This window comes from Streptomyces sp. NPDC056160, from assembly GCF_042268205.1.
Taxonomy (GTDB): Bacteria; Actinomycetota; Actinomycetes; order Streptomycetales; family Streptomycetaceae; genus Streptomyces.
Window position 1 is genome coordinate 34,992 of sequence record NZ_JBHJUW010000013.1, and the last position, 14,545, is coordinate 49,536.

13 protein-coding genes are annotated in these 14,545 nt (G+C 72.2%); 1 reads left to right on the forward strand and 12 read right to left on the reverse strand.

Going from position 1 to position 14,545, the window contains the following annotated elements:
- Nucleotides 1-113: 113 nt before the first annotated feature.
- The 9 genes from lepB (ACFC02_RS07170) to ACFC02_RS07210 all read right to left on the reverse strand — a co-directional run bounded on the left by lepB (ACFC02_RS07170) (nucleotide 114) and on the right by ACFC02_RS07210 (nucleotide 6,498).
- Nucleotides 114-986, reverse strand: a complete 873-nt coding sequence (lepB, locus tag ACFC02_RS07170) for a signal peptidase I (protein WP_376353392.1) — start codon at nucleotides 984-986, stop codon at nucleotides 114-116.
- A complete protein-coding gene (lepB, locus tag ACFC02_RS07175) occupies nucleotides 961-2,103 on the reverse strand; it encodes a signal peptidase I (RefSeq protein ID WP_376353395.1) in 1,143 nt (380 codons plus the stop codon). The genes lepB (ACFC02_RS07170) and lepB (ACFC02_RS07175) overlap by 26 nt, the downstream gene beginning before the upstream one ends.
- Nucleotides 2,096-2,827, reverse strand: coding sequence for a signal peptidase I (gene lepB / locus ACFC02_RS07180; protein WP_376353397.1), 732 nt, complete (start codon nucleotides 2,825-2,827; stop codon nucleotides 2,096-2,098). Before lepB (ACFC02_RS07180) ends, lepB (ACFC02_RS07175) begins: the two co-directional genes overlap by 8 nt.
- Nucleotides 2,828-2,872: 45 nt before the next feature.
- Nucleotides 2,873-3,223 (reverse strand): 50S ribosomal protein L19, encoded by a 351-nt coding sequence (gene rplS, locus ACFC02_RS07185; RefSeq protein ID WP_360212008.1) that lies wholly within the window; start codon nucleotides 3,221-3,223, stop codon nucleotides 2,873-2,875.
- Nucleotides 3,224-3,357: 134 nt separating this feature from the next.
- Nucleotides 3,358-4,191: a tRNA (guanosine(37)-N1)-methyltransferase TrmD gene (gene trmD / locus ACFC02_RS07190; RefSeq protein ID WP_376353401.1), complete on the reverse strand. Its 834-nt coding sequence runs from the start codon at nucleotides 4,189-4,191 to the stop codon at nucleotides 3,358-3,360.
- Nucleotides 4,191-4,853 carry a ribosome maturation factor RimM gene (gene rimM, locus ACFC02_RS07195; protein ID WP_376353404.1) on the reverse strand — a complete coding sequence of 221 codons (663 nt, stop codon included), beginning with the start codon at nucleotides 4,851-4,853 and terminating at the stop codon, nucleotides 4,191-4,193. Before rimM ends, trmD begins: the two co-directional genes overlap by 1 nt.
- An 82-nt stretch (nucleotides 4,854-4,935) precedes the next feature.
- The gene (locus ACFC02_RS07200) at nucleotides 4,936-5,175 is read right to left on the reverse strand and encodes an RNA-binding protein (protein ID WP_005479813.1); all 240 of its coding nucleotides are present in this window, start codon (nucleotides 5,173-5,175) and stop codon (nucleotides 4,936-4,938) included.
- A gap of 5 nt (nucleotides 5,176-5,180) precedes the next feature.
- A complete protein-coding gene (gene rpsP, locus ACFC02_RS07205) occupies nucleotides 5,181-5,594 on the reverse strand; it encodes a 30S ribosomal protein S16 (protein WP_360974992.1) in 414 nt (137 codons plus the stop codon).
- Nucleotides 5,595-5,898: 304 nt separating this feature from the next.
- Nucleotides 5,899-6,498, reverse strand: a complete 600-nt coding sequence (locus ACFC02_RS07210) for a hypothetical protein (RefSeq protein WP_018567945.1) — start codon at nucleotides 6,496-6,498, stop codon at nucleotides 5,899-5,901.
- Nucleotides 6,499-7,031: 533 nt separating this feature from the next.
- Between ACFC02_RS07210 and ACFC02_RS07215 the strand changes: the two genes are divergently transcribed.
- On the forward strand, nucleotides 7,032-7,994 hold the full coding sequence (locus ACFC02_RS07215; protein ID WP_376353409.1) for a class I SAM-dependent methyltransferase: 963 nt from the start codon (nucleotides 7,032-7,034) through the stop codon (nucleotides 7,992-7,994).
- A gap of 70 nt (nucleotides 7,995-8,064) precedes the next feature.
- Here the strand turns inward: ACFC02_RS07215 and ftsH are convergent, their stop codons facing one another.
- From ftsH to ACFC02_RS07230, 3 genes are all read right to left on the reverse strand, one after another.
- Nucleotides 8,065-10,011 carry an ATP-dependent zinc metalloprotease FtsH gene (gene ftsH, locus ACFC02_RS07220; RefSeq protein ID WP_376353412.1) on the reverse strand — a complete coding sequence of 649 codons (1,947 nt, stop codon included), beginning with the start codon at nucleotides 10,009-10,011 and terminating at the stop codon, nucleotides 8,065-8,067.
- Between the two features lie 102 nt (nucleotides 10,012-10,113).
- Nucleotides 10,114-11,661 (reverse strand): signal recognition particle protein, encoded by a 1,548-nt coding sequence (ffh, locus tag ACFC02_RS07225; RefSeq protein WP_376353415.1) that lies wholly within the window; start codon nucleotides 11,659-11,661, stop codon nucleotides 10,114-10,116.
- Nucleotides 11,662-11,880: 219 nt separating this feature from the next.
- The gene (locus tag ACFC02_RS07230; RefSeq protein WP_376353417.1) at nucleotides 11,881-14,532 is read right to left on the reverse strand and encodes a [protein-PII] uridylyltransferase; all 2,652 of its coding nucleotides are present in this window, start codon (nucleotides 14,530-14,532) and stop codon (nucleotides 11,881-11,883) included.
- Nucleotides 14,533-14,545 lie beyond the last annotated feature (13 nt).

The window sequence follows — 14,545 nt, forward strand, 5'->3', positions numbered from 1 at the left end:
GGGCCGGAACCACAGCTCCACGGGGGCTTCACAGGCGTCTCGTACGGACCAGGGCTCCGCCGTACCGGTCAGGGCTTCTCGTAGGGATCAGGGCTCCGCCCCACGGCCGGCGGTCAGCGGCTTCCGGTGGCCGTGGTGGGTGTGCCGGTGCCGGTCTCGGCCTTCAGGATCCGCCTGCGGCGCCAGATCACCATGGGCACCGCGGCAGTGAGCGCCACGCCGCCGGGCGCCACCGTCAGTGCGCCCGCGGCCGAGGTCTGCTGGCCGATGCCCTGCTGGTCGAAGGTGTCGGGGACGGGCAGGGTGCCCCAGCGGTTGACCGGCCAGGCACGCACGATGGCACGGCCCACGACCTCCTTGACCGGGACCATGCCGTGGTTCTTGTCGGCCTGGTTGTAGCGCGAGTCCCGGGAGTTCTGCCGGTGGTCGCCCATCACCCAGATGAAGCCCTCCGGCACCTTGACCTTGAACTGGCCGCCCTGGTCGTCCTGGCTGCACGGGGTGTTGCCGGGGTAGACGTACGGCTCGTTCAACGCCCTGCCGTTGACCCTCAGCGGGCCGGTGCCCTGGCACTCGACGGTGTCGCCGCCGACTCCGATGACCCGCTTGATCAGGTCCTTCTCCTCGGCGGACGGCATCAGGCCGATCCAGCTGAGCACCGTCTGCAGGGCGTTGGGGCTCGCCGTCGGTTCACCGGCAAGCCAGTCGTCCGGGTCGTGGAAGACGACGACCTCGCCCCGGTCGGGCTCGGAGCCGAACCACGGGGTCAGCTTGTCGACCAGGACCCGGTCGCCGCGCTGCAGGGTGTTCTGCATCGAGTCGGACGGGATGGAGAACGCCTGGACGAGGAAGGTCTTGATCAGCAGCGCCAGTACCAGGGCGATGACGATCAGGATCGGCAGTTCCTTCCAGAAGGAACGCGGCTTCTTGGCCTCCTGGGCGCTGCGGCCGGTGGCCTGCTCATCGCTGTCGTTGTGCTCCGTCACCGTGCCGTCCTCGGCTGCCTTGCTGTCGTTCCCGGAGGTCACGGCGCTGTCCGCAGCGGGTGCCGCCGCGTCCACGGGGTGTCCGCGGTGCTCCTCGCCGTCGCTGCCGGACCGTGCGCCAACCGCCACATCCCCCACGCCAACTCCTCACTCCGCGCCACCGCCTGCCCCGTGCACGGCGCAGGCCCACCACTCCCATAACGAGCGGGAGTTCCGCAGGGCTCGGGAGTTGAACCGATCTGTTGGGATCGTAGGGGCCAACCCTATGCGACAGCGGGTCGGCGGCGTCCGACCCGGCGGCCGAGTCGGAGACCGCGGCGAAGGTTTCCGGCTCTCTCAGGGTGGTCCAGTGGCTGAACGGCCAGCCGATCACCAGGGCCCGGCCCACCACCGACTTCACCGAGACCGTACCGCCGTAAGGGGTGTTGCGGTGGGCGCGCGAGTCCGCGGAGTTGCCGCGGTGGTCGCCCATCACCCACAGCCGGCCCTTCGGGACCGTGATGTCGAACGGGGTGTCGGAGGGGGCGTTGTCCGGGTAGAGGTAATCCCCCTCGTTCAGGGGAACGCCGTTGACGGTCACCCGCCCCTGCTTGTCGCAGCACTTGACGTGGTCACCACCGACCCCGATGACCCGTTTGATCAGGTCCTTCTCGTTGTCGGAGGGCAGCAGGCCGATGAAGGTGAGGCCTTCCTTGACCTGTTTGACCACGACCGGGTCGTTCTTCTGCGTGGTCTCCTCCCCGTCCAGCCAGCCGCCCGGGTCGCGGAAGACGACGACGTCACCGCGCCGGGGCTCGGCCCCGAACCACGGGGTGAGCTTGTCGACGAGGACCCGGTCGCCGATGCGGATCGTCTGCTCCATGGAGCCCGACGGGATCACGAAGGCCTGTACGAGGAAGGTCTTCAGCACCAGTGCTATGAGCACGGCCACACCGACCAGGAGCGGTATCTCGCGGACTGCCGAGCGCCTGCGCTTGCGCTTGACCTTGCGCTGCAGTTTGCGGCGCTCCGCGCGGGTGCGCCCGCCGGCCGGGCTCGCCGCGCGCCGGATGCCGGTGGGCAGCGGGTCGTCGGCGGCGTCCGCCGGTCTGCCGCGTGGCCGGCCGCGGCTACCCATGGCCGCCGTCCGCGGAGGCGGGAGCGGGCACGCGCGCGTAGGCGCCGGGCCGGGTGAGGTGGGTCCAGTGGCCGGGCGGCCAGGCGATCCAGTCGGCCCGGCCGATCACGTCCCCCACCGGAACCATGCCGCCGCCCGGGGAGCCCAGGTGGTCGCGCGAGTCGCTGGAGTCGCTGCGGTGGTCGCCGAGCAGGAAGAGGGTGCCGTCGGGCACCACGACGTCGAAGGGCACCGTGGAGGGACTGTCACCCGGATGAAGGAACGCCGACTCGTCGACCGCCTGTCCGTTCACCTCGATCCTGCCCTTCTCGTCGCAGCAGACCACGTGGTCTGCCCCCACACCCACAACGCGTTTGACGTAGTCGGCGTCCCCGAAGTATCCGGTGCCGTCGAACACGACGACATCGCCGCGCCGCGGGCCGGCGCCGAAACGGTAGGCCAGCTTGTTCACGAGCACCCGGTCCCCGATCCTCAGTCCCTGCTCCATGGAACCGCTGGGGATCTGGAACGGCTGCGCCACGAACGCGTTGACGAGCAGCAGGAGGACCAGGCAGATCACCACGGACAGGGTGATCCGTCCGCCGGGGACCCCGTCGGTCAGACGCGCCGCCAACGACGAACGCGACCGGTCCTTCGGCCCCTGCGCGTCCGGAGTCTGTTCGGTTCCGGCTGTGGAGGGGCCGAAGGAGCGGTCGCGCTCCGTCGGCTGTGCTTCGGTGTCCATCGGGGCGGAATGCTATCCCGCCCCGATGTGAACTCCCGAAAGCGCTCAGTTCTCGCGCTTCTCCTTGATCTTCGCGGCCTTGCCGCGCAGCTCACGGAGGTAGTACAGCTTGGCGCGGCGCACGTCACCACGGGTGACCAGCTCGATCTTCTCGACGATCGGGGTGTGCACCGGGAAGGTGCGCTCGACGCCGACGGAGAACGAGACCTTGCGGACCGTGAAGGTCTCGCGCACGCCGGAACCCTGGCGGCGGATCACCACGCCCTTGAACTGCTGCACACGGGAGCGGTTGCCCTCGATGACGCGGACGTGCACGTTGACGGTGTCACCCGGACGGAAGGCGGGGACGTCGTCGCGGAGCGACGCGGAGTCGACGGTGTCGAGCAGGTGAGACATGTCTCTGCTTTCTTCGCTGATGCCACAGGTCATCAACGGGAACTAGGAATTTCCACGAGGTCTGCCGGGCGGTCGGGGCGGTCGTCGTGTCCCCCTGTGGCAGGGGCGCCCACCGGACGGCGCACAGCAGCGGCCTATTCTTCCACGCCGTCGGTCCTGCGCCAAAATCGGCCGTACGGCTCCCCCGCCGGGTCCGGGGACCAGCCCAGGATGGACAGCATCTCGCGGTCCTTCTTGTCGAAGGCGCCGGGGGCGCAGCGCTCGATGAGGTCGGGGCGGTGGGCGGTCGTGCGCCGCAGGGCCTCGTCACGGCGCCAGCGGGCGATCTTCCCGTGGTGGCCGCTGAGCAGCACGTCCGGGATGTCCCGGCCGCGCCACAGCGGCGGCTTGGTGTACACGGGGCCTTCCAGGAGGCTCGCCATGGCGCCGGGCGCGAAGGAGTCGTCCCGGTGGGACTCCGCGTTGCCGAGGACGCCGGGCAGCAGGCGGGCCACGGCTTCGGTGACGACCAGGACGGCGGCCTCGCCGCCTGCGAGGACGTAGTCGCCGATGGACACCTCGTAGACCGGTATCCGGGTGGCGTACTCGTCCATGACGCGGCGGTCGATGCCCTCGTAGCGGGCGGGGGTGAAGATCAGCCAGGGGCGCTCGGACAGCTCTACGGCGAGGTCCTGGGTGAAGGGGCGGCCGCTGGGGGTCGGGACGATCAGCGCGGGCGCGTGGGCACCCGTCTCGTACCCGTCGGCAAGGACGGTGTCCAGTGCGTCGCCCCAGGGCTCGGTCTTCATGACCATGCCGGGGCCGCCGCCGTAGGGCGTGTCGTCGACCGTGTTGTGGCGGTCGTACGTCCAGGCGCGCAGGTCGTGCACGTGCACGTCGAGCTGCCCGCGCGCGCGTGCCTTGCCGACGAGGGAGACGTTCAGCGGTTCGAGGTACTCGGGGAAGATCGTGACGACGTCGAGGCGCATTACGACGCGTCCCCCGGGTTCCCCTCGGACTCCGGGGTCCCGTCGGGCTCGGGGTTCCCGTCGGGCTCGGGGTTCCCGTCGGCCTCCGTGGACGGCGAGGTCCGCGCGGCGGTCCGGTCGGGCGTGGCGCCCCGGGCGGAGGCGATCTCGGCGCGGTCGTCGATCAGGCCGGGCGGCGGCGTGATGACGGCCTTCTGCTCCTCCAGGTCGATCTCGGCGACGATCTCCTCCACGAAGGGGATCATGACCTCGCTGCCGTCCGGGCGTTCCACGATGAACAGGTCCTGAGAGGGCAGGTGCGAGATCTCGGTGATCCGGCCGACCTCGGTGCCGTCCTCGGTGACCACGTCCAGGTCGATGAGCTGATGGTCGTAGAACTCGTCCTCGTCCTCGGGCAGCTCGTCCGGGTCCACGTCGGCGATCAGCAGGGTGTTGCGCAGGGCCTCGGCGCCGGTGCGGTCGGTGACGCCGTCGAAGCGCAGGAGCAGCCGGCCGCTGTGGACCCGGCCGGCGGCGATGGTCAGCGGCCCGGCGGAGGCGGGGTCGGTGGCGAGTACGGCGCCGGGGGCGAGTCTCAGCTCCGGCTCGTCCGTGCGTACTTCGACGGTGACCTCGCCCTTGATGCCATGGGCACGGCCGATCCGTGCGACTACCAGCTGCACTGTGCTTGATCTCCTGTCATACGACTGCGGGCCGGGGACGGCCCAGTGGCCCTCCCCGGCCCGAGCCGGTTGCGATGAAGCGTCAGCGGACGTGGTCCACGTCGACGAGGTCGACACGGACACCACGGCCGCCGATGGCGCCCACGACGGTACGCAGGGCGCGCGCGGTGCGGCCGTTGCGGCCGATCACCTTGCCGAGGTCGTCGGGGTGGACCCGGACCTCCAGCACCCGCCCGCGGCGCAGGTCGCGCGAGGCGACCTGCACATCGTCAGGGTTGTCGACGATGCCCTTCACGAGGTGCTCAAGCGCCTCTTCGAGCATGCTGCTCAGGCCTCGGTGGACTCGGCAGCGGCCTCGTCCTTCTTCTCAGCCTTCTTCTTCTGGGTGATGGCCTCACCCTTGCCCTCGTCCTCGCCGCCGAGCGACTCGAACGACGGACGCGCGGCCTTCTCCTGCGGCTGCAGCAGCGGAGCCGGGGCGGGCTCGCCCTTGAACTTCTGCCAGTCGCCGGTCTTCTTCAGGATGGCGAGCACGGGCTCGGTCGGCTGGGCGCCGACGGAGAGCCAGTACGCCACGCGGTCGGCGTCGACCTCGATGCGCGAGGGGTTCTGCACCGGGTGGTACAGACCGATCTCCTCGATGGCCCGGCCGTCACGGCGGGTACGGGAGTCGGCGACGACGATGCGGTAGTGAGGCGAACGGATCTTGCCCAGACGCTTCAGCTTGATCTTGACTGCCACGGGAGTGGGTTCTCCTGGATTTGACGTGGTGGGGCACGGCGGAACGCCGCGTGGGGTTGCGGTACCCGAGTGCCCGACGGACGCGTCAGCCGGAGGAGAGAGGGGTCCTGTGCGGCTGTCGAGTACAGCTAGCCATTGTGCCATACCCGGCGGGGCCCTTCCGGCAGAGGGTGGGCACCGCCGGGGCACGCCACAGGGGCACCCGGCGGCCGGGTGCCGTCACCGCTCCGTCAGCCCTCCCCCGGGCCCTGGACCGGATCGCCGGACGGCGGCCGGAGCGCGGCTGCCACGAGCAGCCGCGGCCTCAGCCCGCCGCGCCCACCACCTCGGGGATCCTGAACGGCTTGCCGCACCCGCCGCACACGATCGGGGCCTGGGCCAGGACCGAGGGGACGACGCGTACGTTGCGCCCGCAGTCGCAGACCGCCTTGACCCGGACCCCGCCGCCGGAGGAGCCGTGCCGGGCGGCCGGACCGCGGAAGCTGCGGCCGGTGTCGGCGGAGGTGGCCGCCGTGTGCGCCTTCAGGGCGCGCTGGAGGCGCTCGATCGTCGGGCGGTAACGGCGCTTGGCCTCGGGGCTGAGCGTGACCAGGGAGAAGCCGCTGCTCGGGTGCGGCTCGTCGGGGTGGTCCAGGCCCAGCTCCTCGGCGATCGCAAGGAACCGGCGGTTGTGGTAGCGGCCGGCGCGGGAGGTGTCGCGTACCCCGCGCGCGGCGGCGATGCCGTGGACTGCCTCATGGAGCAGTCGCTCGAAGGAGAGCTCGTGCCCGCACGCGGACGACGACTCCCCGATCAGGGACTCGGGGGCGGCAAGGTCAGGCAGCTCGGGGTGGTACCGCTGAATGTCGGCCCACGCCTGTGCCAGCTCCGCTGCGAGAACAGGTGGTGTCTGTGTCGTGCTCACGTAATGACAACGAGCGGGAGTGCCACTGTGTTCCTATTCCGGGGCATCCCAAATAATTTGCACGTACCCGTCAGTTGCCGCTGATGCGTCCTGACGAGGGCGGGTGCGCTGATCTGCGGAGAAGCCTCACAGCTCATACCAAGGTGGTGCGTAGCCCCGCGTACGCACCCGCGCGTAGGTCTCGACGCGCGCCGGTGCACAGGTGCACGCGCGGTGTACAAGAGACGTTTCGGCCGCATCCCCCGCGGAAGGCTGTACCTCGGCGGGCGTGCGCGACGACGGTGACGTTACCGGGCGCGTCCCAGGTGTCCCGCACCGCCCCGTCCCCCGGTCTCCGCGACGGCGGGGCGAGGCCCGGGTTTCCGGGATGTGAAATCTCCGGACGGGACGCCCGGAACGGACGAACAGGCCCTCACGACCCCTGGACGCGATGCGGAGCGGGGAGTTACCTGGCATACGGAAGTGCGCGCGCACTGCACGGGGCCACGGAAATCGGTACAGCGGCAATTCTCGGCGGATTGGGGCGCTTATCCATGACACCTACGCTCGTGCGTCGCCACCATCCTCCCGCGGGCCCCGCGCCCCAGGTGGACCTGCGTGCACGCGCGCGTGACTGGTCCGAGATCCAGGAGCGGATGCTGGTGCCGCTCTACGAGGCCGTCTACGAGCGACTGGACGTGGGCGCCGGCACACGGCTGCTGGCCCTCGGCTGCGGCTCCGGGCTCGCCCTGCTCATGGCGGCCTCCCGAGGGGCCGTGGTCACCGGCGTCGACTCCTGTCCCGAACGGCTGGCCCTCGCACGGCAGCGGCTGCTGCCCGAGGCCCCCGGGGCAGGGGGCACGCGCGCGCGTGCGGACGCCCGGATCGTCGAGGGGCCGCCGCCCCGCGCCGCCGCGGGCGCACCGCTCGACGGCCTCGGCGGCGCACCGCTCGACACGGACCGCGAAGGGACGCACGGCCGCGGCGCGGCCGGGACCTGCGGCTCCTCCGGCGCCGGCCGCGCGGACGGGGCGGCCGTGGGCACGGCCGCGTACACCTTCGTCACCGCCTTCGAGCCGCTCGGATGCCTCGCGGGCGACACCGAGGAGCCCGCCGGGGCGCTCGCTGCGGCGGTGCCGCTCGCCGAGCGCGGAGCGCCGGTGGTGCTGGCCGGCTGGGGGCCGCCGGAGCGGTGCGCGGCGTCGGCCGTGCTGCGCGTGGCCACCCGGGCGACCGATCCGCCGCCGGTGGCGCGCGACGGCCTGGAGGACGTGGCCCGCCGCGCGGGGCTGCGCCCGGACGGCTCCGGCCGCGTCGCCTGCCCGTTCGGGTACGCGGACCTGGACAGCGCGGTGCGCGGCATGCTCTCCACGGGCCTGTTCGACGCGGCGATCGCGGCGGCCGGAAGCGACCAGGTCGACAAGGAGCTGTCCGAGGCCCTCCACGCCCACCAGCGGCGCGACGGCACGGTGTGGATGCCCAACGTGTTCCGCTACCTGATCGCCCGCACGCCGTAGCACGCGCGCGCCGTGGCAGGCACGCTGTGGCACGCGCGCCGTGGCACGCGCGCCGTAGGAGCGGACCGTCTCATTCCACCTCCGCCTCCAGGTCCTTCTTCAGGCGGGTGATGCCGGCGACCCGGTAGGCGTGCGCCTCCTCGAGCGTCTCGTTCTCCAGCAGGGCTTCGGCCAGCGCGTCCAGTTGCGGACGGTGGTCGCGCAGCTTGCGGCTCGCCTCGTCGTAGCACTCGTCGACGATGCGCCGCATCTCGGTGTCGATGGCGTCGAGGGTCTGCGGGGCGGCGGAGAGCCCGTAGGCCTGCTGGGCGTCGTTCGGCAGGGCGGACAGGCGGCCCAGGTGTTCGCTCATGCCCCAGCGGGCCACCATCCCGCGCGCGATGTTGGTGACCTGTTCGAGGTCGCTCTCCGAACCGGTCGTGATGACGCCGTAGACGACCTGCTCGGCCGCCATGCCGCCGAGCGCGCCGATGATCCGGCCGCGCAGGTACTCCTCCGTGTACGCGTACTTGTCCGATTCCGGCGTGGACAGGGTCACCCCGAGCGCCCGCCCGCGCGGGACGATGGTGATCTTGCGGACCGGGTCGGCACCGGGCTGGAGCATGCCGAGCAGGGCGTGTCCGCTCTCGTGGTAGGCGGTGCGCCGGCGTTCCTCCTCGGGCATCACCAGGGCGCGTTCGGCGCCGAGCTGGACCTTCTCCAGGGCCTCGGAGAAGTCGGCCTGGGTCACCTCGCGCTGCCGGCGTTTGACCGCGAGCAGGGCGGCCTCGTTGGCGAGGTTGGCCAGTTCCGCGCCGGTCATGCCCGGCGTCGTACGGGCCACCCGGGCGAGGTCCACGCCCTGCGCGAGCGGGATCTCGCGGGTGTGGATGCGCAAGATGGCCTCCCGGCCGCCGCGGTCGGGGGGCGCGACGCTCACCACCCGGTCGAACCGGCCGGGGCGGGTGAGGGCCGGGTCCAGGACGTCGGCGCGGTTGGTGGCGGCCAGAACGATCACGCCTTCGGAACCGGAGAAGCCGTCCATCTCGGTCAGGATCTGGTTCAGGGTCTGTTCGCGCTCGTCATAGCCGCCCATCGAGGCGCCGCCGCCGCGCGCCCGCCCGATGGTGTCGATCTCGTCGATGAAGACGATCGAGGGGGCCACCTTGCGGGCCTCGGCGAACAGCTCGCGCACCCGGGAGGCGCCCACCCCGACGATCATCTCGATGAACTCGGAGGCGGAGGCGGAGAAGAAGGGCACTCCCGCCTCTCCGGCGACGGCCCGTGCGAGCAGCGTCTTGCCGGTGCCGGGCGGCCCGGTGAGCAGCACGCCGCGGGGCATCTTGGCGCCCATGCGGCGGTAGTCGTCGGGGTGCTTGAGGAAGTCGACGACGTCGTCCAGTTCGCCCTTGACCTCGTCGATACCGGCCACGTCGGCGAAGGTCGTGCGCTGGGTGCCCGGTTGCAGCTCGACCGGGCGCGGCGGCGTCTTGCGGCCGAGCAGGCCGCCGGGCCCGCCCAGTCCCGAGCCGATCCGCCGGGCGAAGAAGATCCACAGCGCGGCGATGACGACGATCGGCGCGAGCGACAGCAGCAGGTTGGACAGGAACCCGCGCTCCTGCACCACCGGCTGCGCGGTCACGGTCACGTGGTGGCTGCTCAGGCTCTGCCAGAGCCGGTCGTCGGCGAAGGCCGGGCGCTGGGTCCTGAACTTGGTGTACGTGCCACCGCCGCTCGGCCTGGCCTGGGCGCTCTTGAGCTGCCCCTGGATCGCGTCGCCCTTGGAGTAGATCTTGCTGACGTGGCCCGCGTCGACCTGCCTGCTGAACTCCGTGTACGAGATGGTCGGCTCGTTGCCGGTGTTGTAGTAGCTCAGCCCGCTGTAGGCCAGCAGGAAGACGATCACCGCGGTGACGAGCAGTCCCCACCACCGGCCGCGCGTCCGCCTGCCACCGGGCCGCCGGGGCGGCTCGTCCGGGGTGCCCTCGGTGCGCCACGGCTGGTCAGGGGCCTTGCGTGGTGGCGCGGCATTGCTCATATCTGGACGTTACGGCACTTGGCGGACCCCGGCACGCGCTGAGGGCGCCCCCGCGGACGGGAGCGCCCTCGAACGTCGTACGAACGAACGGCGTACGGCCGCTCAGCCCATGAACTTCTTGAACTCGTCCGGCAACTCGAAGTCCTGGCCGCCCTGCTGCGGCAGGCCGAGGGCGCCGCCCTGGGCCGCGGCGGCGCGGCGGGCGGCCTCCTCCTGCTCCTGCTGCTTGCGCTTCATCGGGTTGCCCGAGCGCTGCTTGCCCTTGGCCTTCTTCGGCTGCTTCTTGCTGCGGCCGGGGCCGCCGCCCATGCCCGGGATCCCCGGCATACCGGGCATGCCGCCGCCCTGGGCCATGCGGGACATCATCTTGCGGGCCTCGAAGAACCGCTCCACCAGGTTCTTCACGGCGCTGACCTCGACACCGGAACCCTTGGCGATACGGGCGCGGCGCGAGCCGTTGATGATCGTCGGGTCCTGGCGCTCACCCGGGGTCATCGACTTGATGATCGCGGCGGTACGGTCGACATCGCGCTCGTCGAGGTTGTTGATCTGGTCCTTGATCTGGCCCATCCCCGGCAGCATGCCGAGCAGCTTGGAGATCGAGCCCATCTTCCTGACCTGCTCCATCTGGGACAGGAAGTCGTCCAGGGTGAAGTCCTGGCCCTTCTTCGACGCCAGCTTGGAGGCCATTTTCTCGGCCTCTTCCTGGCTGAACGTCTTCTCCGCCTGCTCGATGAGGGTGAGCAGGTCACCCATGTCGAGGATGCGCGAGGCCATCCGGTCCGGGTGGAAGGCGTCGAAGTCGTCGAGCTTCTCACCGTTGGACGCGAACATGATCGGCTTGCCGGTGACCTGCCGGATCGACAGGGCGGCACCGCCGCGGGCGTCGCCGTCGAGCTTGGAGAGCACCACGCCGTCGAAGCCGACGCCGTCGCGGAAGGCCTCCGCGGTGTTCACGGCGTCCTGACCGATCATCGCGTCGACGACGAACAGGATCTCGTCGGGGCGCACCGCGTCCCGGATGTCCGCGGCCTGCTGCATCATGTCGGCGTCGATGCCGAGGCGGCCGGCGGTGTCCACGATCACGATGTCGTGGACCTTGGCCTTCGCGAAGTCGATGGAGTCCTGGGCGACCTTGACCGGGTCGCCCACGCCGTTGCCCGGCTCGGGCGCGTAGACCGCGACGCCGGCGCGCTCGGCGACGACGCTGAGCTGGTTGACGGCGTTCGGCCGCTGGAGGTCGCAGGCGACCAGCAGCGGCGAGTGGCCCTGCTCCTTGAGCCACCGGCCGAGCTTGCCCGCGAGAGTCGTCTTGCCGGCGCCCTGCAGACCGGCCAGCATGATGACCGTCGGCGGCTGCTTGGCGAAGCGGAGGCGGCGGGTCTCGCCACCGAGGATGGTGACCAGCTCGTCGTTGACGATCTTGACGATCTGTTGCGCGGGGTTCAGCGCCTTGGAGACCTCGGCGCCGAGGGAGCGCTCCTTGACGTTCTTGATGAACGCCCGGACGACAGGGAGTGCCACGTCCGCTTCGAGGAGGGCGATGCGGATCTCGCGCGCGGTGGCGTCGATGTCCGCTTCGCTCAAGCGCCCCTTGCCGCGCAGGTTCTTGAAGGTCGCTGAGAGGCGATCGGAGAGAGTATCGAACACGGCGGCGTCGGTCCTCGGAGTCGGGAGCAGTCTGAGCGCCTTCCAGGGTATCCGGCCGCGCAAGACGATCGCCCCCACCCGTTGGGTTCAGCGGGCGGGGGCGGAACCCCGCAGCATGCGGGGACAAGGCCTTGACCATCTTCAGCACGTGCCGGGCCGGTGGACCGTCCCCGCACGGGCGGGGACCACACCCGGTCAACGCACCAGCCGTCCGCGAGGTCACGCCCGCAGCGTCTCCTCCACCGTGCGTACCGCGCAGGCCGCCTCCTGCGGCGGGAGTGGACCGCCTGCCGGGCCGGTGACGTAGAAGGCGTCCACGGCGTTGGAGCCCAGCGTGCTCACGTGCATGCTCCGCACCCGCACCCCGGCCTCCTCCAGGGCCCGCCCGATGCGGAACAGCAGGCCCGGCGCGTCCTGGGCGCGGACCTCGATCACGGTGGCGTGCCGGGAGGCGGCGGGGGCGAGGCTCACGCGCGCCGGGGGTGCCAGGACGCCCCGGCGGCGGGGGTAGGCGGCGTCCCGTTCGGCGAGGCGGGAGGCGATGGCGAGGGAGCCGTCCAGGGCCCGGACGAGGTCGGCGCGCAGCCGGGTGGCCTGGGGCAGCGCGCCGTACTCGGCGGCGACCCGCCAGTTCAGCAGGAGGACCGGGCGGTCGCCGAAGCCGTCGGGCAGGTCCGCGGTCCGCAGTTCGGCCGTGCGGACGGTGAGGCGGTGCACGGCGAGCACCCCGGCGACCGCGGGCAGCACGCCCGGCTGGTCGGGGACGGCGATGAGCAGTTCCGCGCCCAGCGGTTCCGCCGACCGGGCCGGCTCCTCGTCCGGCGGGCCGGTCTGCGCGCGCAGCGCCAGGACGGGGCCGCCCGTGCGGTGGGCCTCGACGGCGAGGCGTTCCTGCTCGGCGGTGGGTTCGGCGGCGGCGGGTTCGGATCCGTCGGATACGTCGCCGGCGAGGAGCGCGGTGGCCCGGCGCACCAGGTCGGCGACGAGCGAGGCGCGCCAGGAGGACCAGGCGGCCGGGCCGGTGGCCAGCGCGTCCGCCTCCGTCAGCGCGTGCAGCAGCTCCAGTGTGCTCTGCGTGCCGACCGCGTCGGCGACGGCGCGGACGGTGGCCGGGTCGTCGAGGTCGCGGCGGGTGGCGGTGTCGGTGAGCAGCAGATGGTGGCGTACTAGGGTGGCGAGGACGGCGCTGTCGGCGCGGCCGAAGCCGATGCGGCCGGCCACGTCCCGGGCGATGGTCTCCCCGGCCAGCGAGTGGTCGCCGGGCCAGCCCTTGCCGATGTCGTGCAGCAGCGCCGCGACCAGCAGCAGGTCGGGGCGGCCGACGCGGCGGGTGAGCGAGGAGGCGCGGACGGCCGTCTCGATCAGGTGGCGGTCGACGGTCCAGACGTGGACGGCGTTGCGCTGCGGGCGGCAGCGCACCCGCTCCCAGTCGGGCAGCAGCCGGGTGACCACGCCCTCCGCCTCCAGGGCCTCCCAGACCTGGACCGTGGGGCGGCCGGAGCCGAGGAGGGTGACGAGTTGTTCGCGGGCCTCGGCGGGCCAGGGCGTGGGCAGGGGGCGCGCGGTGGCCGCCAGGCGGCGTACGGCGTGCAGGGAGAGCGGGAGACCGGCCTGCGCGGCGGCGGCCGCGGCACGCAGGGGGAGGACGGGGTCGCGTTCGGGGCGTGCGGCGCGGGCGAGCACCACCTCGCCCTCCTGTTCCACCACCCCTTCGGCGAGCGGGGAGCGCTCCGCGCCCGGCCTGCCGCCGCCCAGCAGGGCGCGCAGCCGGGGCCGCACGGCGCGGGCCTTGAGTACGCGCCCCACTTCGCGCCAGGTGACATCGCTCGCGTACGAGATGACGCGCGCCGCCTCGTACACCTGGCGCAGCAGGGTGTCGGCGTCGAGCAGGCCCAGCTCGGCGGCGACCTGGTCCTGTTCCTGGAGCGCGAGGCGGTCGGTGGCGCGGCCGGTGGTCAGGTGCAGGGCGTCGCGTACGTCGAGCAGCCGGCGGCGGGCATCGGCGAGGCCCTCGCGGGGGGCGTCGGCCAGCCAGGAGGCGGCCACGGCGCGCAGGGCGGTGGCGTCGCGCAGGCCGCCGCGCGCCTCCTTCAGGTCGGGTTCCAGCAGGTACTGGAGTTCGCCGTGGCGTTCGGCGCGCTCGGCGCACAGCTCCCGGAGTTCGGGCAGGCGCCGGGCGGCCTGGTCGCGCCAGTCGGCGAGGACGGCCGTGCGCAGGCGGGCGGTGAGGGCGAGGTCGCCCGCGAGGTGCCGGGCGTCCAGCAGGCCGAGCTGGACCTTGAGGTCGTCGCCGGCCGTCCTGCGTGCCTCGGCCGGTGTGCGCACGGAGTGGTCGAGGGTGAGCCCGAGGTCCCACACGGGGTACCAGAGGCGGTCGGCGAGGGCGGCGACGTCGGCCGGGTCGGCGCCGTCGTGCAGCAGGAGCAGGTCGAGGTCGCTGCGCGGGGACAGCTCGCCGCGGCCGTAGCCGCCGACGGCGACGAGGGACAGGCCCGGCGGGCCCTGGGCGTCTCCGGCTGCCTTGGTGAACAGTCGTGCGAGCCAGTCGTCGGTGAGCTGGGCGAGGGCCGCCCGGCGCGGCGGGCCGGACCGCGCGTCCTCGGTGAGCAGGCGCAGCCGGGCCGCCGCGTAGCCGCCGGGTCGCGTCTCCGACGCCTCGACGGCCTCGACGGTTTCGAGAGCCTCGTCGGACTCATCCGCCTCCTCGGGCGCATGGGCCTCATCGGTCTCGTCCGTCTCGGCAGCCTTGACGCTCTCCCCCGTCTCGACAGCATCGTCGGCATCATCCGCCTTCACGGCCTCGACGATCTCGTCGGCCTCGACGATCTCGCAGGCCTTGACGGTCTCGTCGTTCTGGACCTCGTCCCTCACGTGGTGGCTCCTG

Bases quoted from the DNA above. Each gene is read 5' to 3' on its own strand.
- trmD (WP_376353401.1), bottom strand. From the start codon at position 4,191: ATGCGCCTCGACGTCGTCACGATCTTCCCCGAGTACCTCGAACCGCTG.
- rplS (WP_360212008.1), bottom strand. From the start codon at position 3,223: ATGTCTCACCTGCTCGACACCGTCGACTCCGCGTCGCTCCGCGACGAC.
- lepB (WP_376353395.1), bottom strand. From the start codon at position 2,103: ATGGGTAGCCGCGGCCGGCCACGCGGCAGACCGGCGGACGCCGCCGAC.
- ftsH (WP_376353412.1), bottom strand. From the start codon at position 10,011: ATGAGCAATGCCGCGCCACCACGCAAGGCCCCTGACCAGCCGTGGCGC.
- ACFC02_RS07200 (WP_005479813.1), bottom strand. From the start codon at position 5,175: ATGCTCGAAGAGGCGCTTGAGCACCTCGTGAAGGGCATCGTCGACAAC.
- lepB (WP_376353397.1), bottom strand. From the start codon at position 2,827: ATGGACACCGAAGCACAGCCGACGGAGCGCGACCGCTCCTTCGGCCCC.
- ACFC02_RS07215 (WP_376353409.1), top strand. From the start codon at position 7,032: ATGACACCTACGCTCGTGCGTCGCCACCATCCTCCCGCGGGCCCCGCG.